23 protein-coding genes and 2 pseudogenes are annotated in these 24,003 nt (G+C 35.4%); 4 read left to right on the top strand and 21 right to left on the bottom strand.

The genetic code is table 11. From position 1 onward, the window contains the following. Positions 1–152: 152 nt before the first annotated feature. The 3 genes from MHB74_RS05420 to MHB74_RS05410 are packed head-to-tail and all read right to left on the bottom strand — an operon-like array spanning position 153 to position 2,362. Positions 153–1,409, bottom strand: a complete 1,257-nt coding sequence (locus tag MHB74_RS05420) for an FtsW/RodA/SpoVE family cell cycle protein (protein ID WP_061676578.1) — start codon at positions 1,407–1,409, stop codon at positions 153–155. Between the two features lie 7 nt (positions 1,410–1,416). Further along, entirely contained in the window at positions 1,417–1,824 is a 408-nt protein-coding gene (locus MHB74_RS05415) for a PadR family transcriptional regulator (protein ID WP_061676579.1), read from the bottom strand. A gap of 4 nt (positions 1,825–1,828) precedes the next feature. Next, positions 1,829–2,362, bottom strand: coding sequence for a sigma-70 family RNA polymerase sigma factor (locus MHB74_RS05410; RefSeq protein WP_061676580.1), 534 nt, complete (start codon positions 2,360–2,362; stop codon positions 1,829–1,831). Between the two features lie 535 nt (positions 2,363–2,897). On the opposite strand from MHB74_RS05410, the gene MHB74_RS05405 reads away from it, so the two are divergent. After that, a complete protein-coding gene (locus MHB74_RS05405; RefSeq protein ID WP_061676581.1) occupies positions 2,898–4,475 on the top strand; it encodes a hypothetical protein in 1,578 nt (525 codons plus the stop codon). A gap of 337 nt (positions 4,476–4,812) precedes the next feature. Here the strand turns inward: MHB74_RS05405 and MHB74_RS05400 are convergent, their stop codons facing one another. From MHB74_RS05400 to MHB74_RS05340, 12 genes are all read right to left on the bottom strand, one after another. Further along, positions 4,813–5,586 carry a VanZ family protein gene (locus MHB74_RS05400; protein WP_061676582.1) on the bottom strand — a complete coding sequence of 258 codons (774 nt, stop codon included), beginning with the start codon at positions 5,584–5,586 and terminating at the stop codon, positions 4,813–4,815. After that, entirely contained in the window at positions 5,579–5,911 is a 333-nt protein-coding gene (locus MHB74_RS05395; RefSeq protein ID WP_016104079.1) for a PadR family transcriptional regulator, read from the bottom strand. Before MHB74_RS05395 ends, MHB74_RS05400 begins: the two co-directional genes overlap by 8 nt. 133 nt (positions 5,912–6,044) lie before the next feature. Further along, positions 6,045–7,727 (bottom strand): aerobic glycerol-3-phosphate dehydrogenase, encoded by a 1,683-nt coding sequence (gene glpD / locus MHB74_RS05390; protein WP_061678708.1) that lies wholly within the window; start codon positions 7,725–7,727, stop codon positions 6,045–6,047. Positions 7,728–7,860: 133 nt separating this feature from the next. Further along, positions 7,861–9,351 (bottom strand): glycerol kinase GlpK, encoded by a 1,491-nt coding sequence (glpK, locus tag MHB74_RS05385; protein ID WP_061678707.1) that lies wholly within the window; start codon positions 9,349–9,351, stop codon positions 7,861–7,863. A 12-nt stretch (positions 9,352–9,363) separates the two neighbouring features. Continuing rightward, positions 9,364–10,185, bottom strand: a complete 822-nt coding sequence (gene glpF, locus MHB74_RS05380; protein ID WP_061678706.1) for a glycerol uptake facilitator protein GlpF — start codon at positions 10,183–10,185, stop codon at positions 9,364–9,366. Between the two features lie 227 nt (positions 10,186–10,412). Then, on the bottom strand, positions 10,413–10,973 hold the full coding sequence (glpP, locus tag MHB74_RS05375; protein WP_061678705.1) for a glycerol uptake operon antiterminator GlpP: 561 nt from the start codon (positions 10,971–10,973) through the stop codon (positions 10,413–10,415). A gap of 88 nt (positions 10,974–11,061) precedes the next feature. Then, positions 11,062–11,511 (bottom strand): helix-turn-helix domain-containing protein, encoded by a 450-nt coding sequence (locus tag MHB74_RS05370; protein WP_061678704.1) that lies wholly within the window; start codon positions 11,509–11,511, stop codon positions 11,062–11,064. Between the two features lie 350 nt (positions 11,512–11,861). After that, a complete protein-coding gene (locus MHB74_RS05365) occupies positions 11,862–12,713 on the bottom strand; it encodes a DUF2935 domain-containing protein (RefSeq protein WP_061678703.1) in 852 nt (283 codons plus the stop codon). A 213-nt stretch (positions 12,714–12,926) separates the two neighbouring features. Continuing rightward, on the bottom strand, positions 12,927–13,127 hold the full coding sequence (locus MHB74_RS05360; protein ID WP_000449229.1) for a sporulation YhaL family protein: 201 nt from the start codon (positions 13,125–13,127) through the stop codon (positions 12,927–12,929). A gap of 76 nt (positions 13,128–13,203) precedes the next feature. After that, entirely contained in the window at positions 13,204–14,076 is an 873-nt protein-coding gene (locus MHB74_RS05355) for an alpha/beta fold hydrolase (RefSeq protein WP_061678710.1), read from the bottom strand. A gap of 419 nt (positions 14,077–14,495) precedes the next feature. Continuing rightward, positions 14,496–15,674: a DUF4179 domain-containing protein gene (locus MHB74_RS05345; RefSeq protein ID WP_061678702.1), complete on the bottom strand. Its 1,179-nt coding sequence runs from the start codon at positions 15,672–15,674 to the stop codon at positions 14,496–14,498. Then, positions 15,671–16,213 (bottom strand): RNA polymerase sigma factor, encoded by a 543-nt coding sequence (locus tag MHB74_RS05340; protein WP_061678701.1) that lies wholly within the window; start codon positions 16,211–16,213, stop codon positions 15,671–15,673. Before MHB74_RS05340 ends, MHB74_RS05345 begins: the two co-directional genes overlap by 4 nt. A 150-nt stretch (positions 16,214–16,363) precedes the next feature. On the opposite strand from MHB74_RS05340, the pseudogene MHB74_RS05335 reads away from it, so the two are divergent. Beyond that, positions 16,364–16,526, top strand: a pseudogene (locus MHB74_RS05335) (IS4 family transposase); the annotation flags it as partial. A 19-nt stretch (positions 16,527–16,545) separates the two neighbouring features. Here MHB74_RS05335 and MHB74_RS05330 read toward each other — a convergent pair. The 3 genes from MHB74_RS05330 to MHB74_RS05320 all read right to left on the bottom strand — a co-directional run bounded on the left by MHB74_RS05330 (position 16,546) and on the right by MHB74_RS05320 (position 19,153). After that, entirely contained in the window at positions 16,546–17,067 is a 522-nt protein-coding gene (locus MHB74_RS05330; protein WP_061678700.1) for a DUF2199 domain-containing protein, read from the bottom strand. 121 nt (positions 17,068–17,188) lie between these two features. Then, complete coding sequence (locus MHB74_RS05325) at positions 17,189–18,166, bottom strand: ring-cleaving dioxygenase (RefSeq protein WP_061678699.1); 978 nt, start codon at positions 18,164–18,166, stop codon at positions 17,189–17,191. A gap of 42 nt (positions 18,167–18,208) precedes the next feature. Further along, on the bottom strand, positions 18,209–19,153 hold the full coding sequence (locus tag MHB74_RS05320; RefSeq protein ID WP_061678698.1) for a ring-cleaving dioxygenase: 945 nt from the start codon (positions 19,151–19,153) through the stop codon (positions 18,209–18,211). A 428-nt stretch (positions 19,154–19,581) separates the two neighbouring features. Between MHB74_RS05320 and MHB74_RS05315 the strand changes: the two genes are divergently transcribed. Then, a complete protein-coding gene (locus MHB74_RS05315) occupies positions 19,582–20,094 on the top strand; it encodes a hypothetical protein (RefSeq protein ID WP_061678697.1) in 513 nt (170 codons plus the stop codon). A gap of 185 nt (positions 20,095–20,279) precedes the next feature. On the opposite strand, the gene MHB74_RS05310 is transcribed toward MHB74_RS05315, so the two are convergent. Next, positions 20,280–20,609, bottom strand: a complete 330-nt coding sequence (locus MHB74_RS05310) for a hypothetical protein (RefSeq protein WP_061678696.1) — start codon at positions 20,607–20,609, stop codon at positions 20,280–20,282. A gap of 139 nt (positions 20,610–20,748) precedes the next feature. Between MHB74_RS05310 and MHB74_RS29190 the strand changes: the two are divergent. Continuing rightward, positions 20,749–20,817 (top strand): annotated as a pseudogene (locus tag MHB74_RS29190) (transposase); the annotation flags it as partial. A 396-nt stretch (positions 20,818–21,213) separates the two neighbouring features. On the opposite strand, the gene MHB74_RS05305 reads toward MHB74_RS29190, so the two are convergent. Further along, entirely contained in the window at positions 21,214–22,641 is a 1,428-nt protein-coding gene (locus MHB74_RS05305) for a serine hydrolase domain-containing protein (RefSeq protein ID WP_061678695.1), read from the bottom strand. A gap of 414 nt (positions 22,642–23,055) precedes the next feature. Continuing rightward, positions 23,056–24,000, bottom strand: a complete 945-nt coding sequence (gene yhaM, locus MHB74_RS05300; RefSeq protein ID WP_000726647.1) for a 3'-5' exoribonuclease YhaM — start codon at positions 23,998–24,000, stop codon at positions 23,056–23,058. Positions 24,001–24,003: the final 3 nt, after the last annotated feature.

Genomic DNA, 24,003 nt, shown 5'->3' with positions numbered 1-24,003 from the left:
ATTTTATCACTAAGTTAGAACCGTTACATTATAGGTATAGAAAAGCTGTGAGGATTCCAGAAAAATAAAACCATCTATCCCCTAAAAAATATAAGGAACAGATGGTTTAGGCGTTTTGATGGATGTCCCGTTTTCGGGGTTCACTTCAATCATCAAGGTGTTTTTCTCATTCTAAACGGCATATCTTTACGCCGATATACACTTAACACGATTCCCATTATAAATGCATGAAACAGAGTTGGTACTAATCCATAACTAATAAAAGGTAATGATATAGAAAAACGTGGTAATATCCCGAGGATCATGCCAACGTTACAAATAAAATGGATTACAAAAAGAGTCACTCCACCAACGAGGAGCAATTTACCATAACCATCATTTATTCTATAAGCTATGTTCATTATTCTTACTGCAAAAAGAGAAAGAATTAAGACAATAATTAACGCAAGCACATATCCATAATAGTAAGTCAAACTCACAAATACAAAATCAGTATGGGTAGCGGGGATAGACTTTATATTTCCATATGTACCAAACCAACCTGCTGAAGACATCGCCTCTTGTAAACGTAAATCAAATTGATCATGCGCTGGGTTTATAAGTCCTAAAATTCTAGCTATCCGGTATTCTTTTACGGCAGACCAGGAAAATAAATCCCTAATAATAAAGAGAAAAATTGGTAACATTGTAATGAGCCATGCCGTTTTCTTTCCTAGCTTACTCCACCAAAGCATAACGAATACCATCGTAGTGTAGATGAAAATTGGTAAAAGAATTGATATAGTTAGAAATAGATATAAAGAAAATACGTACAACATGAAAAGATGCACAAATTTTAACCTACTATTATTGAAAAAAGAAGCCCAAGCTAGAAAAAAGAATGGTATCGTCATTAAACAGTCAATTTTGATGGGGCCAATTTTTATTACTGCTTCCCCAATCACGTAACCAGTCGGAAAACATTTTATAGCTAACAAGATAAGTATTCCAATTATATAAAATAGCCACCCGAGTCTCTCTAGCTTCCGGTAATCAAGTAGCATGATCCCAACAGCCGTTACAATGCCGAGAATCACAAAAATTACTTTGTTCATTAATAAATCGTTCGTATGCCCAAGAGCGATTATTGGCAAAAACCCTAACCCCATAGCAGCCACTAATAAAATAAGTAAGAACCAGTCCACCTTTGGCTTATGCAGTTTATTAAGTTCCTGGCCAAGTTTAATCGGACTCCCCATTTGTTCCACCGCTTTATTTTCAGCAACTTCCTCACTTAATCCTTTTTCTATCCATGTGTTCTTTGCCTGTTTTAAGTGAAAATCTAGTTCAGTTGCTACAAAGCTCTTTGCTTCTTTTGATTTAATATGATTCGTAACCTCGCTTACAAAACGATCTCCTTTTTTATTCAATTTCGCCTCACTCCTGTACTAAGCCTTTTAATATAAATTGTACCTTCGTAGCGTTTTTTTCTGCCTTTCGCAGCATCTTTCTTCCTTTATCATTCAGTTGATAATATTTCGCTCCTTCATGATCCCAACTTGATTGGATAAAATGATTCTGTTCTAGACGATGTAATACGGTATATAAAAACCCTTCATTTCCTTCAAATTTTCGAATCCCTCTCCCTCGTAGTAGCTGTGACAATTCGTACCCTGTTTTTTCATTACTGAGGAGTTGTAAAATTGCTAACGAGATATCCTCTTCCTTCTCGTTTGAAGCATTGATTTTTTCGCGCACCCGCTTTCGATGTTGATCAGAAAAACTCAAATGTTTAAACGTTGTATTCTTCATTGATTTTCGCAGGCCTTTTAATCGATCTTCCATTTGATTATTCCTCCAATCCTTTCTTCAAAAGCTCCTTCGCTTTTTTCAGTCTCGTTTTTATCGTGTTTTCTTTCACGTCTATTACAATAGCAATCTCTTTAATTGATAATTCTTCATAATAAAATAGATAAATGACTTCTCGGTATTTTATCGGTAAATCCATTACTGCAGAAGCGAGCTCACGGTCCTCCACATTTTGAATGACAGTTTGTTCGACACTATCATTTTGAACCCCCATATAAGCAAATTCATCCTCTGTCACAATCACCTTTTTGTTATACCAACTTTTTATATAGTCCTTACATTGATTAATCGCAATTCTCCATAACCACGTTTTCACATTCGACTTCCCTTTGTATGTATGAAGAGATTTATAACATTTCACAAATATATCTTGTGTTACATCCTCAGCGATTTCTTTATTATTTACATATGAATACACAAGCTGCAGGACTTCTTGTCCATACTTGTTCATAATTTCATCGATAAGGAGTTCCTTATCTTCTATTTCAAACGCTTCTACCGTTAATTCATCCACATCATTTCCTCCTTCCCATATATTAGACGACGCACTGTATGGAAAAGTTTTATAAATTTATAAAAAATACGGATGGCAATAACGTTTTTTATAAAACACTTCCTCAGTAACTTACATATAATAAACCGAATGTCGTTACAATACATTCACTTAAAGAGCGCTTCTCTCCCAAGGCGCTTTTTAAGTTTGTAATAAGGGTTTTATCGTAGTGTTCTAGCCGTTCTGGATTGTCATAAATATTTTATCAAAACCAGCACCCGAAAGCTTTTCTTTTAGCAAGGTATACCCTCAGCTAAATTAAAAAGAGAACTCCTTTAGTCGACTCCTCTTCCATATGCGGTTTCCAAAGGCTTGTAAGATACCGATGCGGTAATTCAAATATTTAGAAACTCTCCTCCTTCTCACTACTTTATCGAGATTTTCCACTCATAATATGGATTAATTCAAAACAAATAATATAAAACATACGTTACCTGTTAAAAAACTGATAAACTTAATAAATAAAATTATTAATGCTTTATTTGGGAGGTACATCGTGGCAAGTAACACAATAACAATAGATCATGTAAAGGAACGAGTAAAACAACTTATACAAGATAATGCATATAGAGAGGTTACACCCGAAACGAAGTATAAAGTTACCGGCATATATATGATATATATAGATAACTTCGATAGTGATAAATTTGTTCCGATATACATAGGACAGTCGAAAGATATACAAAGAAGATATAAAGAGCATCTCTGCGAAATACTGTCTTTAAATAGACTTTCTTATGAAACGTATTATGAATACTTCTTCTCCGAGTTCGAATCATACTACGAAGGGAAATTTAAAGCCTGTAAAATTTTCAAATATATGCTAGAAAACAACTGTACATTACAAGACTTTCGTATGATTATTTTAGAAGAGGCTGATGAAACGGATTTAAAAAGAAAGGAACAAGAATACTTCCAAAAGTTATTACCCTCATTTTCTGGTTTTAATCAATTAAATTCTTTTCTTGCTAATATTAAGTTTAAATTTAAACGAGATAGATTAACTAAATTAGAAATAAGTAATTTTTTAGACCTATGTCAGAAGGATATAGATAATATATATTCTTATTATGAATATGGATTTACACAATTCAATTTTGAACATGCATTTAGTAGGGATATTATTCCCTTATTAAAGAGAACAGAAGAATTAGATAATGCAACCCTATTAAAATGCAAAGAGGTAAATTCTAATATTCACCAAGTATTCAGCCGTTATAATCTCGAAAATGAAATACATGCAGTTCAAGAATTGGATGCACGCCATAAAGATTACCTAATGGTCAAAGAACAATATGAAGATTTATTAAACCAACGACCTACAGGACCTATTATGAGCTTCCTAAAAAACATAGGCCTATTCAAACAAAAAGAAAAAAAACTTGAGCACATAGTATCTCAAAAAAGAACTGAGTTGATGTTCCACCGTAAAGCTTATAACACAGAACAGAAAATACTATTGCATAAAAGGTATCAATTAATCTTTCCTATATGTGAATTTAGACCTTTTTCCTTAAAAGACAAACCTAATACTATTTCATTAAAGATAGATAAAGAAGATCCATCTGTAAATAATTGCCATATCCAGATTTATTTTTCCAACAACGGGATTAACAGAAGCAAACACTATAGAAAAGAATCATATATTATTAAAATTGATTATTGTTATATCAATCCAGAGGGCAAGAAAATTCAAAAAGATTATTATATTAAAAATGAAACTACCGAGGACTGTAGGCGCGGCATGACATACATTGAAAAATTTTTTCATGATTCTTACACTAAAAGACCCAATCCATTTACAATTTCTCGTTTAAAACGGAATAAGATAGATAATTCTTTCATATCCATTTTATCTGAGTATAAACACGGAATTAATGACTATACAATTAAAGATAAAAGATTATATAAATTAGAAACTGTATTTAATAGACTTCATAAGTTAACTGATGATGAAACCAAATTCACTACATATGTTTCTGAAAATGATAATTGCTTAAATAAATTCATTTCAAATGCTCAACTAGATCACCATCCATTTGTTACAAAGTTGTCTATTAAGAAGAAAAAATAAACTTCAAAACTAGACAAATTAAAATGCGATACAATAGAAACCACCTAAAGGCTCCCCTTCAGGTGGTTTCTATTTTACGCTAACGAGCTGCCTGTTCTTGTTGATCTACAGGAATTACAGCGTCTGTTAATGCTTTTTCTAGTTCAGCTGTGTATTTATCATCATTTATAGCACCAATAAAGACGGATCATGCACCCGTTTCATAGCAGTATCAATAACCAAAAAACAACACCTATTACGAATATAAAAATCCTCTCACTATATAGTACCTATGTTTTCAGTGATACTCTATTATCATCAAGCTAAATTCATATAATTTTAACTACACGATAGCAAGTTAATTTTCAAATATCTTCTTGCGCATAGCCCTAAATTTATTATCCATTTGTATCATGCTTATAAATAAAAGATATCCTATCGATGCACCGAGCATATTTATAGCAATCCGCCACACATCAAAAACATCAGATAAAGTTAGTAAATGTAATAACTCCCAAACAAGAAAGGTCATAACATACCACTTACAAGCCTTCTTATAATTAGTCACTTTATTAATCAATACTGGAACAAAAAATCCAAATGGAACTAACAATATTATATGTTGTAAAACGATTAACCAATAAGTTGAGTTCCCCCACAGACCCGGATGCGCAATAAAATCTTTAATTTGCCAAAGTGTTATTCCAAAAAGTTGTAATAACGTTTCTAAGTCAGATATATGTAAAAATTGCTGCCAAAATTCAATCGGATGATAGACAGTTCCACCTGTCAAACTACGAATAGAGTCAAATGTAGAAGTCGAAATAAATGTTCCTAAAAAGACAATAAAACAAATCATTATATAAGGAATACATAAAATTTTTAATAATATCTTTAATGGTCTAGGAACTTCGTATACCGATTGATTAATCCCTAAACCAATGACTTTTGATTCGCCAAAACTTTGAATCGCTTTATACACCGCTTCTTTTTCATTCATACCTTGTTCCATATATTCTTCTTTCAAGCTGTTCAAGTGATCATATATTTCTAGAAATAGCTCATCCTGTTCAATATTACTAAGTTCTGAATAAGCTAAAATGGACTTAATATACTCATCAAATTCACTCATAAATAACTCCTTTCTGACAAGCTTGAATTAATGATGTTACACGCTCCCAAGAGTTCACTTTCTTCTGCAATTCTTTTTTCCCTTTACTTGTAATAGTATAAAATTTCCTTTTCATCCCATTCTCAGATTGATTCCAATAAGATTCAAGAAATTCCTTTTTTTCTAATCGCTTTAAAGCTGGATACAAAGTTCCCTGCCCCATACTATACAAATCTTCACTTGCATCCTTTAAACTTTGAGCTATTTCATATCCATATGTATCACGTTTTGCAATGATAGAAAGTAATAAAATATCTATACTTCCCTTCAAGATTTCTTTGTCCAACAATACCACCACCTTACATACATCGTATAACAACATATGTCGTTATGCAACATAGTTGGAGAAATAAACCACACAAAAAAAAAAAAAAAAAAAAAAAACCACCTAAAGGCTCCCCTTCAGGCGGTTTTCTATTTTATGCTAATGCAGCTGCCTGCTCTTGTTGATCTACAGGAATGACAGCGTCTGTTAATGCTTTTTCTAATTCAGCAGTGTATTTCATTTGCTCTTCTTTGCTCCAGCCTAGTTTCGCAGCCATGTAGTTGATTACTGCTTCTTTCCACTCGTATACCCAGTGGATATTGAAGAATACAGCGCCTCTGCGGCGTACGAAGAAGTCAACTGGTTTTGCTGTCATTTCGTAATCCATTGCGTATACAAGTGGGATTAGAACGTCTAGCGGCATGTTGTATTCTTTCGCTTCGTCTTTATGTTTTTTCGCTAAGTCGAATAGTACGTCTACGTTAGAGCCGTAGAATTTCGCGAATTCTTCTGCTTGTGCTGTCGTTAAACCGTATTTCGTACCTTCGCCTGCTTTTTTCGCAACGAATGCTGGGAATCCTTGTGAACCACTTACATGTCCACCAGAGATTGGCATATGTTTCGTGTCGCTCTTCGGATATGCACTATGACCTTCTTTTTGTAATAGATTCGTTACGTAGTCTACTACCATTTCAGCCATTTTGCGGTATCCTGTTAATTTACCACCTGCGATTGTAATTAAACCAGATTCAGAAGTCCAAATTTCATCTTTACGAGAAATTTCAGATGCATTCTTACCTTCTTCATAAATTAACGGACGTACACCAGCCCAGCTTGACTCAATGTCTTTTTCCGTAATTTTTACGCTTGGGAACATGTAGTTAATCGCATTAATGATGTATGTGCGATCTTCTGTTGTCATGTGCGGTACAGCTGCGTCTTTATCATAGAACGTATCTGTTGTACCTACGTATGTTTTTCCGCCGCGAGGAATCGCGAACACCATACGTTTATCTGGTGTATCGAAGTAAATTGCTTGCCCTAATGGGAAACGTTTTTGATCAATGACTAAGTGAACACCTTTTGATAACTGAAGTACTTTTCCTTTTTTCGAGTTATCTTTTTCACGAAGTGTATCTACCCAAGGACCAGCTGCGTTTACAATTTTCTTACCGTACACTTCATATACTTCTCCATCTAGTAAATCGATTACACGCACACCGCATACTTTTCCATCTTTATATAAGAAACTGTCTACTTTTGCGTAGTTAACAGCTTTTGCACCGCGTTCAATTGCTTCTTTCATTACTTCAATTGTAAGACGCGCATCGTCTGTACGATATTCTACGTAGTAACCGCCGCCTTTTAATCCTTCTTGTTTTACAAGAGGCTCTTTGTTTAATGTTTCTTCACGGTTAAACATTTTTCTGCGCTCGCTTCGTTTTACGCCTGCTAAGAAGTCGTATACACGAAGACCAATTGATGTACTGAATGATCCGAACGTACCGCCTGTATGGAACGGAAGTAACATCCACTCTGGTGTTGTTACATGGGGACCGTTCTCATATACGATCGCACGCTCTTTCCCCACCTCTGCTACCATTTTCACTTCAAGTTGTTTTAAATAACGTAGACCACCGTGTACAAGTTTCGTTGAACGACTTGATGTACCTGCTGCAAAGTCCTGCATTTCAAACACAATTGTTGATAACCCGCGTGTTGCCCCATCTAATGCAATACCAGAACCAGTAATACCTCCACCAATTACGATCACATCTAACTCTTGTTTATTTACTCCGTTTAATACGTCTTTACGTTGTTTACTTGAAAATTTCATGGTAATTCCTCCCTTTGATAACGAAAAAAGAGACCACAAACTCCGCTATAGATTTCGCCTCTATAGCGCGTTGTGGTCTCTCCAAATCTCCTACCGAATTATTAACTTGTCACCATTATAACACTGTTTATGATTATTTGAAAGCTTTTGTTGCTTCAATTGCTTTTTTCCATCCAGCATATAGCTCTTCGCTTGTTTCCGCTTCCATCGTTGGTTCAAAGCGTTTGTCCATATGCCACTGTTCTTTAATTTCATCTTGGTTTTTCCAATATCCAACCGCAAGACCAGCTAAGTATGCTGCACCTAAAGCTGTCGTTTCATTGATCACTGGACGCTCTACAGGAACATCTAAAATATCACTTTGGAACTTCATTAAGAAGTTATTTTTAACAGCTCCGCCATCTACGCGTAATGTGTTCAGTTCAATACCTGAATCTGCTTCCATTGCGCATAATACATCTTTCGTTTGGTAAGCTAAAGATTCTAGTGTTGCACGAATGAAGTGCTCTTTCGTCGTACCGCGCGTTACACCAAACATAGCGCCGCGTACTTCACTATCCCAGTACGGTGTACCTAAACCTACGAATGCTGGTACAACGTATACACCTTCCGTTGATGCAACGCGTGATGCGTACACTTCACTCTCACTTGCATCTTTAAACATGCGCATTCCGTCACGTAACCATTGAATTGCCGAACCAGCTACGAAAATACTTCCTTCTAATGCGTAGTTCACTTTACCATCTATTCCCCATGCAATTGTTGTTAATAGGCCATGCTCAGAAGCTACTGCTTTTTCACCTGTGTTCATTAACATGAAGCAACCAGTTCCGTAAGTGTTCTTCGCCATACCTTCACCGAAACAAGCTTGTCCAAATAATGCTGCTTGTTGGTCACCAGCTACACCTGCAATCGGTACATTTTGACCGAAGAAGTGATAGTCAATTGTTTCGCCATAAATTTCAGATGATGGGCGTACTTCTGGAAGCATGCTCTTTGGCACTGTTAACATATCTAGAAGCTCATCATCCCACTGTAAGTCGTGAATGTTAAACATTAATGTACGTGATGCATTTGAGTAATCTGTTACGTGCGCTTTACCGCCAGACAATTTCCATACAAGCCACGTATCAATTGTTCCGAATAATAGATCGCCGTTTTCTGCTTTTTCTCTTGCACCTTCAACGTTATCTAAAATCCATTTTACTTTCGTACCAGAGAAGTATGCGTCAATTAAAAGACCTGTTTTTTCGCGAACTGTTTCGCTATAACCTTTTTCTTTTAACTCATCACAAATTTCAACTGTTTGACGAGATTGCCATACGATTGCGTTGTAAATTGGTTTTCCAGTCGTTTTCTCCCAAACAACTGCTGTTTCACGTTGGTTCGTAATACCGATACCAGCGATTTGTTCTGGTTTTACATCTGCTTCGCTTAAGCAAGTTGCGATAACCGCTAAAATAGATCCCCAAATTTCTTGTGCATTATGCTCTACCCAACCTGGCTTTGGAAAATGTTGTGTAAACTCTTTTTGAGCTGAATGAACAATTTCACCTTTTTTATTGAACAGAATTGCGCGTGAGCTAGTTGTTCCTTGGTCTAAAGAAAGAATATATTTTTTCATATCGGTTTCCCCCTATGCTACTTTTCTACTATTTGTATTGCTTTCACTTTTTTTACTTGTCATATAAGAGATTGCTAGTACAATCACAGTTGCAATAATCACATAAATAAGTGCTACATTTTGTTTTCCTTCAAATACAACTTGATGGAATAATCCTGCAAGTGATCCACCTAAAATTGGACCAACTACTGGAATCCATGCATACTTCCAGTTTGAACCGCCTTTTCCTGCAATCGGAAGGAAGAAGTGTGCGATACGCGGACCTAAATCACGAGCCGGGTTAATCGCGTATCCTGTTGTTCCACCTAATGATAAACCAATACTTACGATTAAGAAACCTACGATAAATGGATTTAAACCATCTGCAAATTTATTTGCTCCAATTGCTAATATACCAAATACTAAAACGAATGTTCCAATCATTTCACTTAAAAGGTTTGCAAATGTGTTCGGAATTGCTGGACCTGTTGCAAATACACCTAATTTTGTTCCTGGATCTTCTGTTTCTTTCCAGTGTGGTAAGTAATGTAAATATACAAGAACTGCCCCGATAATTGCCCCAATCATTTGTGCTGCGATATAACCTGGTACGTCACTCCATGGGAACGCTCCCTTAAATGCTAATCCTATCGTTAAAGCCGGATTCAAATGTGCCCCACTAATTGATCCAACTGCATACGCTGCCATAGCAACTGCTAAGCCCCAGCCCATTGTAATAACAATCCAACCAGAATCTTTCGCAAACGATTTCTTTAAACTTACACCAGCGCAAACGCCGCCACCAAGTAAGATTAACAACGCAGTCCCTACTAACTCTCCTAAAAATGCTGACATAGTATCCCTCCACAATCAATTTAAACGCTTCCAAATGTGATAGAGGTAAAATGAATGGCCATTCGTTTTTGTAAAAAGAAAAAGACCCACAGCTTTGCACGCTTCTATATAAATTTATATAGAAACAATGAAATGTGGATCTCTACTTTTCTCCGTCACGTTTATTAACTTGTCTATAATGTTAACCTCTTATGAAAGCGGTGTCAACGTAAATATTCACATTTTCGTCACTTTTTTTGGTAATGTTTCCATAGTTCGCGTTTTGATGTCGTAATCGCTGTCGCACCAGCATTTAAAGCTCTTTCAACATCTTCCACAGTACGAATGAAACCACCCGCTAAAATCGGGACACCCGTACGCTCTTTCACTTCAGCAATCACATCCGTTAGCGCACCAGGAAGCACCTCTATATAATCCGGCTTCGTCTTTTCTAGCAAATTACAGCTCTTTTCCATCGCGCTAGAATCAATTAAAAAGATGCGTTGAATGGAAACAACACCCTTTTGCTTCGCCTTCATAATGACACTCGCCTTTGTCGAAAGTAACCCGTACGGTCTAAACTCTTGGCATAAATACTCCGTCGCATGCCCATCACTCTGCAAGCCATGAATTAAATCCACATGTAAAAACACCTTTTTACAATATTGCTTCGCAAGTGACACGACGCTCTTCAATTGACCGACATGAATATCTAAAATAACGATATACTCATACGAACTATGTAATAGCTTTTCCAAATCTTTAATTTGCCTCACTGCCGGCAAAATCTTCTGTTCATGAAATTCCATTCTAAATGTCCCCTTCTTTATGTCATCCTATCCTTTATAGTACACAATTTGAGTAGAAAGAACAGCTAGTGCGGGGGAATTATTTCCTCTATCTATATATTTTCTTCAACTTATCAGATCCGATACCACCTACAACCATTAAGATGAGGGGTAAAAAATTCATTACATACGGCGCGTCCGCTACAATTGTAATGCTCGCTCCTGCAAACTTATTTAACGTCCATACAACGATTTTAGTAAGAAACAAAAATACTCCTAGCATGAATATACTATCGAAAAACACCTTCCATTTTGGATATGCTAATTGTTTGCTATCGTTAATTACTTTTTGCGTCAACTCTTCATCACTCCTTAGCAACTCATCAATCGTAATACCGAACAGATCGCTTAAATGAATAATAATTTCAATGCTCGGATAGTTCTTTCCCGTCTCCCATTTTGAAACAGACTGCCTGCTTACATGAATTTTTTCAGCCAAATCATGTTGCGACCAATTTCGTTTTTCTCGTTCTTGTTTTAAGCGTTCACTAAAAATCATACTGTGTTTATCACCTCTCTACGTCTAGTATGGTCAAATAACTGATGAAGAGTAAAGCGAATTATCGTTGCGTTGGCTGTGCAACTTGTGCGTTACATGTTGAAATGGCGCTATTTCATACTTTATATCACGCTGGTTTTATATACTTTTCTTCTATAATAATTTCCCGAACAATAATACAATGAACGGATGACTAGATTAAGCATAAAAAATACGCCATCCTTTCTTATCATTCTCCAGAAAGAATAACGTAAAGTTTCATTTTTAAACATTTTCATCAAAAAGAAAAGAAGCTTACAATAAATTGTTAACTTCTCAACTGAAAATAAAATAGTATCTTTCCTTATCTTCTAATATCTAGGTTGGGATTGAATATTTGTAAGGTGAACATCATACATATCAATGATTTCAAGAAATCTATCAGCTTCACGGAAAACATGATCTGCTAATAATGGATGAATGATACTCTTTATTTTACATTGCTCAATTAAATCACGTGCTGTTTTCTTAAAATCCCGAAGAGATGTAACCGACACACGATTTTGATCTAAAAATTGATCTAAAAGAGGGACTGTTTGGGATTGTGGCTTCATAGATTCTAAGTCAATTGCTTGATACATCAATTCATCAAAATCATTACTAAAATTCCGAGCTGTATCTACAAGCTTTCTTTCCGATGGATCAAGAAGATGACCAATAAATTTAGCGTGGTCTGCCATAATCCTTAAAAAGAAAACATTTTCTTTAATAATGGCATCAGGAAGAGCATCTAATTTACCTTCATTTAATTGTATTAAACGTTTTCTAAAATAATCAGCTTCCCTACTTGTATGGTCAACTAAAAGTGGAAAGTTATTTTGTCCTGGCAATTTACATGTGAGAATTAATCCTAAAATTTTTCGTTTAAATCCCCAAATATTAGTCGCGGCTTGTTGTACTTCTGAATTAAATCTTTTTATTTGCTCAGGATCTGTTTCATTTGTATAGGAATGCGCTATTTGTTCAATATGTTCAAACAATCGATAAAATTGATTAGCCTCTTCGATTAGTTGCGTATCCTCGCATCTAAACCCCAGGCGAAGAAAAAAGGAATGCTCCTTCATGATTCTAGACCAAAAACGAATTTCATTTAATGAACGTTCAACAAACATTACAGACGTAACACCCGTATCAGGATGTAATGATGTTTCATCCCTATGCATTGTTAATCCCCCCTGTAGATACTGCGCTAGTTCCATTCTTATGAGGAAACATATATATAAATACCATCAATAAAGGTTCATGATGAATCTCGTATACATGTAAAATTCAACTTATATAAACTTAGCTTGATGAACATATACTGCTCCTCCAGCAAAAAAAGGCTATCACCTAGATATAAAATTCTACTAGGTGATAGCCTTTCAAAATTTCTATTAAAGCAAAACCGAATCCTTATCACTATCCTGATTCCGCTTCTCTCGCTCTTCTTCTAAACGCTTCATATATACTTCGCCTTCTTTTTCGATAAACTCATTATCCATCTCTTGCTCTTTTTTTGAAGTATATAAAACCATGTAGCCACTTAATACGATCCCTACGATTACAAGATACACCCACCATGGTAAAGTTTCCACTGTACTTCATTCCTTTCCTTAGACAAGCCTTATTAGTTTCACTGTATGAGGAAAGAAGTGGATTTATGCTTAAAATTTATTGTGGATTCTTCGCGAAGAACGCTTGTACATATTCCATAAATTCGATTGGTTCCTGACGAAACGGTGCGTGGTATCCTTTTTCAATGATATGAAACGTACTATTCGTAAATAGCTGATGATACAGTTCACCATTTTTCCAAGAAACGCTCTTATCGTGACGTCCCCATATAATTAAAGTCGGCACCTTAATTTTGTCTGCTTCCATCGCGATGCGGCGCTCTCTCATTTTCGTAAGCTGATCATAATGCTCTTTATCGTCGCGACTATTTTTCACTGCACTTTTATTATAATCCGTAATCTCTGTTACAGTTTGTAAGTCTGTTGATAGCGGCGGCACTTCATAACTTTCTTTTTGCTGGAAAGACTCTATTCCTGTAGAATCCGCTAAAATGAGATGCGTTACTGCATCCGGATATAAATACGCTAAATTTAGAGACATTTCTCCGCCCATCGAATGACCAAGTACTGCGAATTGATCGTATCCGAGTTTCTTCATTAACTTATAATATAAATTCACTTGCGCAGGAAACGAATACTGAAAATCAACCGGCTTCGAAGAACGTCCAAATCCTAAAATATCAACCGCTATAATCGTGTGGTCCTTTACAAGTTCCGGATAAATATCACTAAATCCATCTGAAGAACCACCAAACCCGTGCAGCATAAGTAACGGCGGTTTCCCTACGCCAATTTGCTTAAAATAAATCGTCTGTCCATCAATCTGCGCCATACTCTCTTTCGTATTCAGCTTCATCATAACAGTATCTTTCACTTCTTCAACCTTCGCAATTGGCTTATCAACGAAGTTACATACGATTAACAAAACGAGCACAATACCGCTAACTAAATAAAACTTAAACCGTTTCAACATTCCCGTCTCCTTTCTCTTGTTGCTATTTAAAGTTTTTACATTATTTGGTTGTTTTATGATTAATTTTAATTGTAACCACAATAGTTACAATTATATTAAAAAAATATTACTCACTGCCATTAGTGATGGTTATTTCGTAACTATTATAGTTACATATTTAAAGTAAGTCAATTATTTTATCTGCGTTAACGGGCAGCCTGGTTCGTGCGAGCTAATATTTTGGAATGAATCATCAAAAATTGGTTGCTCAGCACTGTTTGGTGCTACCTTCCTTTTCATCACCGAATTAATTGGCCGGACTATTGCCTATCCGAAAAAAGGCTTGTTGTCACTATACTTGGTGTCCCTTACTTCTTTTAGTTACTAAAAAACGCAATCTTCCTTTGATTAGAAGTTTGCGTTTTTTATCGTACACTTTATTTTTTCTCTTCACGAACTAAATCGATTACAACATCTTTTCCATCACCATCTTTTACTAACACTTTAAAATGATTCACATTATCAAAAGTAGTAACATCAAACGTTTTCACTTTAATTGTTTTCCCATTATCCCCAACACTTGAGTACCCCTTCAACGTTGACTTATATGTTTTCCCTTTTTCATCCATAAGAATTACACTATCAATTGTTTTTATCTGACGCTTTATTTCTTCCTCATCTCCAAAAGTATCACGTTCAAATGTAATACTCGTCCCTGTTGGTAGTACTTCTGCAGACACTATTCTTACAGACTCCGGTTGTTGTTTAGGGACGAAATGAATCTCTTGATTTCCTTTAAACTTCGAGTCTAATTTTATTCCCCCTTGCCACTTCCCTTGAATCTCCTTATTAAGTTGCATACCATTCTTATGCCAATCTTCTATATTTTCTTTTACAGTATTTGATTGAGATTCTGCTTCTGTCCTGTAAGAAACATCTTTATTTTCTAATGGCGCAAATAAAGATATAGAACTAATATTAAAGTTTAAACTATCAATAGTATCAATTGAATTCATAGGATGGAATATTAAATTATAAGTTATTTCCCCCTCTTCTTCACCTGCCTGAATACTCCATTCACTACCTGCCAACATCTTACTATTTTCATTTGTTAACTCTTCTGTATGTTCTGCCTTCTCTATATATCGCCCTTTATCATCTGTTAAATCATACTTCATTCTTAAATCTGTCACTTTACTTATTATACTTTTATCTTCAAATTTCAATTGTAAGGAAACTGCTATTTTAGATTTATCATACAGTACATTTTTAACTTGGATTGTAACACCATTATCTTTCATCACATTATTCTCATCTACTTTTTGCGTATATCCATTGTCTGCGGCTTTTTGAACTCCCTGATCTTTCACAAAGAAGAATTCCTTTACCACAGCTAATGTTGAATCACCATACACACCAACTCCGACACTTGCCCCAACAATCGTTAGCCCCGCTATCATTGCTGCCAATATTTTTTTATGAGAGGATGTTTGTTTTTGTTTTTTACTTTTTCTAATTGCTTCAAAAGCAAGTTCTTTTTTCTTCAAAACACTAGTAGGAATTGTTACATCATCATTTAATGCTTCCTCTAATTTATGCTCGAATTGATCATTCATTTTAAATTCCCCCCATTGTTTATACTCTCCCAGTCTTCTTTTAAATAATATTCTTTTAACTGTTGCCTCGCTCTATGTAGTCTTGATTTAATCGTTCCTTCTTTTTCATTTAAAATCTCTGCAATTTCTTTTGTTTTAAATTTATTTACATAATAGAGTACGATTACTAATCGATACTCCACACTTAAATAACTAAGCATATTATCAAATTCAAGCTTTTGTTCAATATTTTCTTTTACGACTTGATCTCCCTGCACCTTCCCATAATCATCCACATATAAAACCTTATTTTTTCGCACTATATCATTACATTTATTCATTAATATTTTCGTAATCCATGTTTTAAAATAACCTGGTTCTTTTACCTTTTTTAAATTCGTAAAAGCAGACAAAATCGTTTCCTGTATTGCATCCCCTATATCTTCTTCATTTTTCAAGCGTGCTTTTGCCACCTTATACATTTGTGGCATTAATATATCAATGGCCTCAATAAAGGCTTCCTCATCACCTTTTTGAGCCAGCTTTATAAGCAGCTCCATTTTAAATTCCCCCTTAGAAATCTACCATTTATGTTTTATATAACTATTAGACTGTATATGCTTTAAAATGGTTGCAAGAAATTACAAATAAAAATAACCTTAGCTCAGCGAATACCTGAACTAAGGTTACTTTAAGTACAATGCTTCATGATTCTTATTATATCTCGGCTCAAGTTAAACAATAGAGTATATATCAAAAATGGATTTCCTGAATACTTCCGAATTAGTAGAACCATAAAAACAATCTTATTACATCCAAGTTAATTTAGATCACATTATGGATACCTTAAAACCAGTACAGGTTTATGAAATAGTACACTTTGTTTCCACTCTTAATTTTCATCATCCTCGTTATTTACACACAGTTGTTCCGCTATTTCTTGTACCCGTTCCAGCGTTATTCCTTCTCTAAACTCCACTGCTAGAGGATGGTCTGTCGGCTCTAGTTCAATATAAGGACGAATGCCATCGGCTCTTGGATGGACCATCGTTTTTAAGCTTACTGTTTCCAACTCATATGGTAAATCCGTTGAAAGCCACCCAAACATCGGCTCTAACAGTTCTTGTTTATCCCAGCATTCATTCACCTTATCAAAATTTGCTTCACTTAATGAAACCCATACACCCCATATGAAATGTTCATCTGTACCAATGATAGGAATTTCAATACTTCCTCGAATGAAAAAATGTTCTCCATCCATTACGCATAAATCATCATTCATTTCAAATCTATCTTCTCGCTCTTCAGGTTCAGCGTCATAATAATAAAAAGGAGCTGCTGATCCATAGCTAGTTGGAACTTCTTCATGATATGTACCGCAGCATCTACAAGTATACCCACTTATTTTCGTCATTCTATTCCTCCATCAGTTTTACATTCATTTTAGCAAAATACTTATAAAGCGAAAATAAAAAAAGCAAGCAGTTCCAGCGATCAGCTAAAACTACTTGCTCTCCTACTTACTATCTCTATTGTTACTCTTTAATAAATTCCTTCGTGCTTCTTACTGTATCAATTGGACGAACTAATTTTTCGATTTCTTCACGTTTTGGCTCTAGGAACGGAGGTAAAGATAATTTTTCGCCAAGTGTTTCGTATGGCTCATCTCCCATAAATCCTGGGCCGTCTGTTGCAAATTCAAATAAAATTTGCGGTGCTACTCTTGCGTATAATGACTCGAAGAAGTGACGATCTACATATCCAGATGACGGAAGGCCAACGCTACCGATTCTCTCAATCCATTCTTCTAATACAGCACGATTTTCTACGCGGAATGCAGCATGGTGCACTGTACCAAAACCTTGTCTTGCTTCTGGAAGAACCGTATTATGTTCCACAATAACAGAAGCACCGTTTCCGCCTTCGTTTACTTCAAATAAATAGAATTCTCCTTCTTGCGCAATCTCTTTAAATAATAGAACTTTCTCTAACACTTCTTTAAAGAAACTAAAGTTTGCGATACGAATAAATACAGGTCCTAAGCCAGTAATTGCATATTCTAATGGAACTGGACCGTTTTGCCACGGTGTACCTGATTCTATCCCGTTATCAAGTTCATCTGAGATTAATTGATAGTGTTGATCATCAAAGTCAACGAACGAAAGAGTTTTCTTACCAAATTGCTCTTTAATTCCTGTATGCTCCACTTCAAGACGGTCAAAACGGTTCACCCAATACGCTAGTGCTGCATCAGTTGGAACGCGGAATGAAGTTTTTGAAATTTCATTTGTACCATGTACTCCTTTTGGAATACCTGGGAAGTCAAAGAATGTCATATCTGTTCCTGCACTACCTTTATCATCTGCAAAGAATAAATGGTACGTTTGAACATCATCTTGGTTTACTGTTTTTTTAACTAAACGCATTCCTAAAACGTGAGTGAAAAACTCATAGTTCTTTTCTGCACTACTTGTAATTGCTGTAACGTGGTGAATTCCTTTTAATTGGTTCATTTTATATTCCTCCAATGGTTTTAAATTTTATTTTCTCTTCTATTATTTCTCTTCAATAGGTGCTAATTTCGCTTCAATTTCTGCTCGCTGATCTTCTAAGAACGGCGGTAAATCCAGCTTTTCTCCTAAATGCTCTACATCTCCATCAACTGTAAATCCTGGTCCATCTGTCGCAATTTCAAATAAGATTCCGTTTGATTCGCGGAAGTATAAGCTTTTAAAGTAGAAACGGTCGATAATGCCTGAAGAATGGAAACCTTTTTGTATTACCTGTTCTTCCCAATAAGCTAGCTCTGCATCGTTTTTTACACGAATCGCTAAATGGTGAATGCTACCGCGGCCCGGCTTTTCAGTAGGACCATCTAAATATTTCACAACGATTTCTCCAAAGGCTTCTCCTTTAATAGATTGGAAAATCGCTTCTTCGTCATTTCGGCTAACTTCTGTATAACCAAATATGTCTGTAAGTGTACTCGCCAGTTTATCAAGTCTACGCACTGTCATTTCCACAGAACCCATTCCTTGAATTTGATGCTTTGCAGGAACTTCTGATTTCTCCCACGTTTCCCAGTGCTCCACTTTTTCTCCATTTGAAACGAGTAGCACGAGACGAAGACCTTCCGCATCCTCAAATTGCAAAGCAGGACGATTTGCATATGTTGTGATTTCACTATGTTTCACACCAAATTTCTCAAATCGTTCTTTCCAGTAATGTAAACTTTCCTCTGAAGGAACGAGTAATCCGATTCGCGTAATTGCATTCGTACCGCGGTACGTTTTTCCTACTAAAGGCATTTCAAAAAATGATAGTTCCGTACCTGGACTTCCTGTTTTATCTCCGTAAAATAAATGATACATGGATGGATCATCTTGGTTTACCGTCATTTTCACACGGCGTAAACCAAGCACGTTTTTATAAAAATGATTATTCTCACTTCCGTTTTTTGTAACCATTGAAATGTGATGATGCCCTTTAATTTCATACATTGATAATTCCTCCGTTTCATTTTACTAGTCAAGTGATACCTAAAAAATAATATGCTTCTTAGCTTTTCAATTTATTCTCATTATGTTTTTGTAAATTCATCTTAGTTTTTACTGAATAAGTTACTTCGTTTTTCAATCGAAAGCAATTGAGTATATGTTTTTCATATGACTCAATCACTCTCGTCACTATCACTTTACATCTCAAGTGATTAAAAAGCAAGTAATTTATCTCAAATTCGAGATATTTTTTTATTGGATAACATTTTGAACTGGAGAATGATAAAGTGAAGGCTAATAATCAGTGGGGGTTTTACTGTCCATTAACGCGGGATAAAGTATTCATACGAAGAGTAGACAACTTCTCCCCTTTAAAAAGGTTTATTACATGTTGAAAAGGAATGTTATCTATAAAAGAAAGGAGTTAATTTATGAATAAAAATATATCATTACTGACCTTATCATTATTCCTATATCTATCCGCTTGTTCGACTGAGACAAACACTGGTAGTACATCTACTACTGAACAACCAAAAGTAAAAACTGCCTCCATACAACAAGAGGAAAATCGTAAACCTATTTTCTTTCAAGGAAAGGAAATAAAGAACATTGAGCTTATATCCACTAAGGTAAAAAATAAAAAAGCAGTTATAAATCTACAGTTTGATCAAATTATTAAATCCATGGAACATACAGGAATAGATAAGGATCGAGAAAGAGTTATTCCTCTTTTGCTAGATGATGAGGCCAAAGCAAATATTGATTATCAAATGAATGTAAATTACCAAGATGGTTCCAATGAAACATATTTAATTTGGCTAGAGGATAAAAAAGTTATAATTGCTCGTCAAGATAATGAAGAACAAAAAAATCTAGAACATTACATAATAAGGGATACAGATGCTCAACAAATATTAAGTTTATTTAAGAACAATGTAGAATAACTTCCGAGAATAAGACGTTACGTTAACCTCATATGTATAGAATATACAGTTAACTAAAAATGAAAAGTTTACCTTTGAAAATGAACAATAAAATGAACTGCACCCCAATTGTTAGACTGTGTCTAACAATTGGGGTGCAGTTCATTTTATACACTACTGTTTTTTTATTGTCTCTTATAAGTGAATTATTTGTATTCCTGTTTATATAATTTAAACGAATAAATAGCTCCAATAAAGAATACAAAAGCTTCAAATAATATAAAGATTTGACGGAAATTTTCAATATCTTTACCAACTAAAGAAATAAATATAGCATTCATTAGAATTTGAATAGTAAACATACGAGAAGTAATTTTTAAATAAATAGCATTTGTTCTTTCATCTGGTTTACCAATTTTTTTGTAAATAATAATAAGTGCAATTACTGAACCCAAAAATAGAAGTGCTGTAAGTCCTACAACGATATTGAAATTGCCTGTACTTTCTAACATCCATTTATTTAATAGATCAATCATTATTATCTTCCTTTCCTAAATAAGAGAATATTTCTTTCTTCTTTTTCACTATAATAAAAAAAGAAAAAGGAAAACATCGAACTTTCTTACAAACATTCGTGTATTCTTACAGTTTTGTCATTTTGTAAATGTATTCATCGCCTTGCCTTTCGCTATTTTCTTTGGAAAACATAGTGAATTACGAGAAAGAGCGCTACAGGATCAACTTCCAATATCGAGAATTATGTAACTAAGCTGCCCATATGGACAGCTTATTGTATTTTTTGCTTAACATATTTTTTCTGAAACTGGCGTTACTCAACTAAAAAGTTGATATACTCCCATTCTAGTGGCAAGCTATGTTTTACTAACTCTTCTTTAAACCCATGCGTACTTCTTAACTATTTTATGTCATTCTTAATAAAGTGAAACTTTAATCAGTGGGGGTTTTCTTCATCCCCCACTGATTATTAGCCTTCACCAATCGGACGTTTACGGACAGACCGACTCCCACCTAACTTCTTTGCTTTCGCTGAATTTGGAGATGTGGTCTTACTGCTCATTAAAGCGGGATAAATCGAAATTTAATTACTTAACATTATGCTTATCTTAGGAGCGAGGTATTTTATCGGTGAGTGTACACAAACCATGTAATGCTTGCTGTTAATAATGCTGACGAAATCAAAGCTGTAAGAAGACTATATGTTTGCCACATAAGTATTGTTGACCAATCGAAAGCACAGCACAGTATACCCAGGGCAATCGTAGCGGTCAGGAAAATAACTGTTACGGTTATTCTCTTTTTTGTCATTGGCTGCTGATTATTCGTTTTCCTTCTGCGTAATCCTAAGAGAAATAGCAAAACGGCCAATAGGCAAAGAATAATTGTGATAGACGACAAAATGATATCCAAAAGCTGTGTGCCGCTTATTTCATATGACTGAGTTAGATTGCCTTCTAATATATCTTTAACTTTTAGTACCATGTTTGTATTGGTATTTGTGCCGTTGCTCAGCAAGGAGACGGCTGTTCGTTCATTTGGCAGTATGACTACTTCGGTTCTGAAATTTGGATTGCCCCCAGTGTGTTCTATAATCGTTTGTTCGGCGTTTACGGACCAGCCTGCCGCATAATACATACCGTTGACAGCCGAAACAGACATATCACCCCTATGTGATTTTTCGATAACCGTGTGAAATATTTCGGGTATGTCCTGCACGATACCCATCTGTATGCCCATCCAACGCGCCATATCTTTTGTATTAGAAATGATGTAGCCTGCGGGTTTATTCCCAGCATAATCCGGAGCTTTAAATGGAGTTGTCATAAAAAAGGAAGAACGGTAGCCCTGTGCCAACTGTCCAGTGGCTTGAGCATCTTCTTTATAAACATACGTCTGGTGAAGACCTAACGGCTGAAATACCTGTTCCTTCATAAAGTCTTCATAGCTTTGTCGCGACACAATCTCAATAACCAAACCCAATACGTCATAATTAACGGTTCCATAGTTATACTGTTCACCGGGAGGGAACGCCAATTCAGCATCCACGAGCATTTCCACAGTCTTTTGCAACATATCCGGTGTATTGCCTTGTGGAATATTTTGAAGATGCCTAATATTTGTTAGACCACTGGTATGGTGAAGAAAGTTATTTAGTGTGAGATTTTGCATATCAACAGGTTTCCCTTGATACTTTAATGTAAACCAAGGTAAATATTTTTGGACAGGGTCAGTCATTGAGAGCAGCCCTTGCTCTTCCAATAGCATAATACCCATACCGGTAAAAGCTTTACTGACCGAGGCTAACTCATAGAGTGTATTTTCACTTGCAGACAACCCCTTTTCACGGTCTGCATACCCTGAAGAAAAGTAGAACACTTCATCATCAGCAAGTATTGAGATTGACATTCCCGGCACACCTGATATACGACAGGCATCATCTAGCAACGCTTGTATTGCCGCAGATTGCGAATCTGACAACGCATAACTTTGTGTTGCAAATCTTGAGAATAATATAAATATCGTTAATACAAAAACAATAATCTTTTTCATAAACTCTCCTTTTTGGAAAATTATAAGAGAATAATATAAAGTGAACTTATAATCAGCCCTCACCAATCGGACGTTTACGGGCAGCCCGACCCCCACCTAACTTCTTTGCTCCAGCCAAATTTTGAGGTGGGAGTTTTACTGCCCGTTAATGTCGGATAAATAACCTCCTTTTACAACTACGAAACTAAATTTTAATTTATCTTTCTATTCACCTGTATAATATCAAATAATTGTGAATAGTTACACTTGAACGAACAGATGGATGTAATTTGAAACAACTTTAAAGAGCCTTGCTACGTAGAATGTAGTAAGGCTCTTAGCTTTTTAATAATCAAAATTCAATAACTTTATTATCATTATACAACAGCCCCACTAAGCGTATTAACACTTAATGAGGCCACTTTATTCACATTATTAATTATGGAACGTCGGTTTATAGAACGAACGATTATCAAGTGCAAAGACACGCTCTGTGTATTCGCCTGGTTTTGTGCGTCCTAATGCACGGTCCATCATGTTCATTTTTGCATCTAAGTTATCGATGTAATGCAGAATTTCTGCTTCTTTCACTAATGGTGGTTTTGGGCTACCCCATTCTGCTTTTCCGTGGTGAGAAAGGACGATGTGTTGAAGAATTAATACTTCTTCTGCATCGATGTTCAGCTCATCTGCTGCTTTACCAATTTCGTTCACCATAATAGAAATATGGCCTAGTAAATTTCCTTCTAACGTATACGTTGTAGAAATTGGGCCAGATAATTCGATTACTTTACCAAGGTCATGTAAAATAACGCCTGCATATAGTAAGTCTTTATCTAAAGATGGGTATAGAGCTGAAATAGCTTTCGCTAAATCAAGCATCGATACGACGTGATAAGCTAATCCAGATACGAATTCGTGATGATTCTTTGTCGCTGCTGGATATTCTAAAAATTCATTTTGATGCTTATTTAATAAATGTCTTGTTAGACGTTGAATGTTTGGATTTCTCATTTCGAATATGTATTGCGTAATTTTCTCGACCATATCTTCTTTTTTCACTGGCGCTTTTTCTACGAAGTCTGAGATGTCCGTTACTTCATTTTCATTCGCAACTCGGATTTGTTTCACACGTAATTGAATACGTCCTTTGTAGTTTAGAATGTCACCAGCTACTTTAACGATTGTTTCCGCTACATATTGTTTCTCAACTTCTGGTGATACGTCCCATAGCTTCGCTTCAATATCTCCACTTGGATCTTGTAAGATTACTGTTAAAAACGGCTTTCCATTGCTTGCTAGACCTTTTGTCGCTGTTTTAATTAACAAGAAAACATCGACTTGTTCACCAACTTCATATTCTGCAATTTTCTTTTTCATTCG

The organism is Bacillus sp. FSL K6-0069 (genome assembly GCF_038007785.1).
GTDB lineage: Bacteria > Bacillota > Bacilli > Bacillales > Bacillaceae_G > Bacillus_A > Bacillus_A mobilis.
Note: the sequence above shows the minus strand (reverse complement) of the source record. Positions and strands in the feature narration are given on the sequence as shown.

Excerpts from the sequence above, each read along its gene's own strand:
- MHB74_RS05415 (WP_061676579.1), bottom strand. The coding sequence starts at position 1,824 with ATGGAAGATCGATTAAAAGGCCTGCGAAAATCAATGAAGAATACAACG.
- MHB74_RS05400 (WP_061676582.1), bottom strand. The coding sequence starts at position 5,586 with ATGAGTGAATTTGATGAGTATATTAAGTCCATTTTAGCTTATTCAGAA.
- glpD (WP_061678708.1), bottom strand. The coding sequence starts at position 7,727 with ATGAAATTTTCAAGTAAACAACGTAAAGACGTATTAAACGGAGTAAAT.
- glpK (WP_061678707.1), bottom strand. The coding sequence starts at position 9,351 with ATGAAAAAATATATTCTTTCTTTAGACCAAGGAACAACTAGCTCACGC.
- glpF (WP_061678706.1), bottom strand. The coding sequence starts at position 10,185 with ATGTCAGCATTTTTAGGAGAGTTAGTAGGGACTGCGTTGTTAATCTTA.
- glpP (WP_061678705.1), bottom strand. The coding sequence starts at position 10,973 with ATGGAATTTCATGAACAGAAGATTTTGCCGGCAGTGAGGCAAATTAAA.
- MHB74_RS05370 (WP_061678704.1), bottom strand. The coding sequence starts at position 11,511 with ATGATTTTTAGTGAACGCTTAAAACAAGAACGAGAAAAACGAAATTGG.
- MHB74_RS05365 (WP_061678703.1), bottom strand. The coding sequence starts at position 12,713 with ATGCATAGGGATGAAACATCATTACATCCTGATACGGGTGTTACGTCT.
- MHB74_RS05345 (WP_061678702.1), bottom strand. The coding sequence starts at position 15,674 with ATGAATGATCAATTCGAGCATAAATTAGAGGAAGCATTAAATGATGAT.
- MHB74_RS05340 (WP_061678701.1), bottom strand. The coding sequence starts at position 16,213 with ATGGAGCTGCTTATAAAGCTGGCTCAAAAAGGTGATGAGGAAGCCTTT.
- MHB74_RS05330 (WP_061678700.1), bottom strand. The coding sequence starts at position 17,067 with ATGACGAAAATAAGTGGGTATACTTGTAGATGCTGCGGTACATATCAT.
- MHB74_RS05325 (WP_061678699.1), bottom strand. The coding sequence starts at position 18,166 with ATGAACCAATTAAAAGGAATTCACCACGTTACAGCAATTACAAGTAGT.
- MHB74_RS05320 (WP_061678698.1), bottom strand. The coding sequence starts at position 19,153 with ATGTATGAAATTAAAGGGCATCATCACATTTCAATGGTTACAAAAAAC.
- MHB74_RS05315 (WP_061678697.1), top strand. The coding sequence starts at position 19,582 with ATGAATAAAAATATATCATTACTGACCTTATCATTATTCCTATATCTA.
- MHB74_RS05310 (WP_061678696.1), bottom strand. The coding sequence starts at position 20,609 with ATGATTGATCTATTAAATAAATGGATGTTAGAAAGTACAGGCAATTTC.
- MHB74_RS05305 (WP_061678695.1), bottom strand. The coding sequence starts at position 22,641 with ATGAAAAAGATTATTGTTTTTGTATTAACGATATTTATATTATTCTCA.
- yhaM (WP_000726647.1), bottom strand. The coding sequence starts at position 24,000 with ATGAAAAAGAAAATTGCAGAATATGAAGTTGGTGAACAAGTCGATGTT.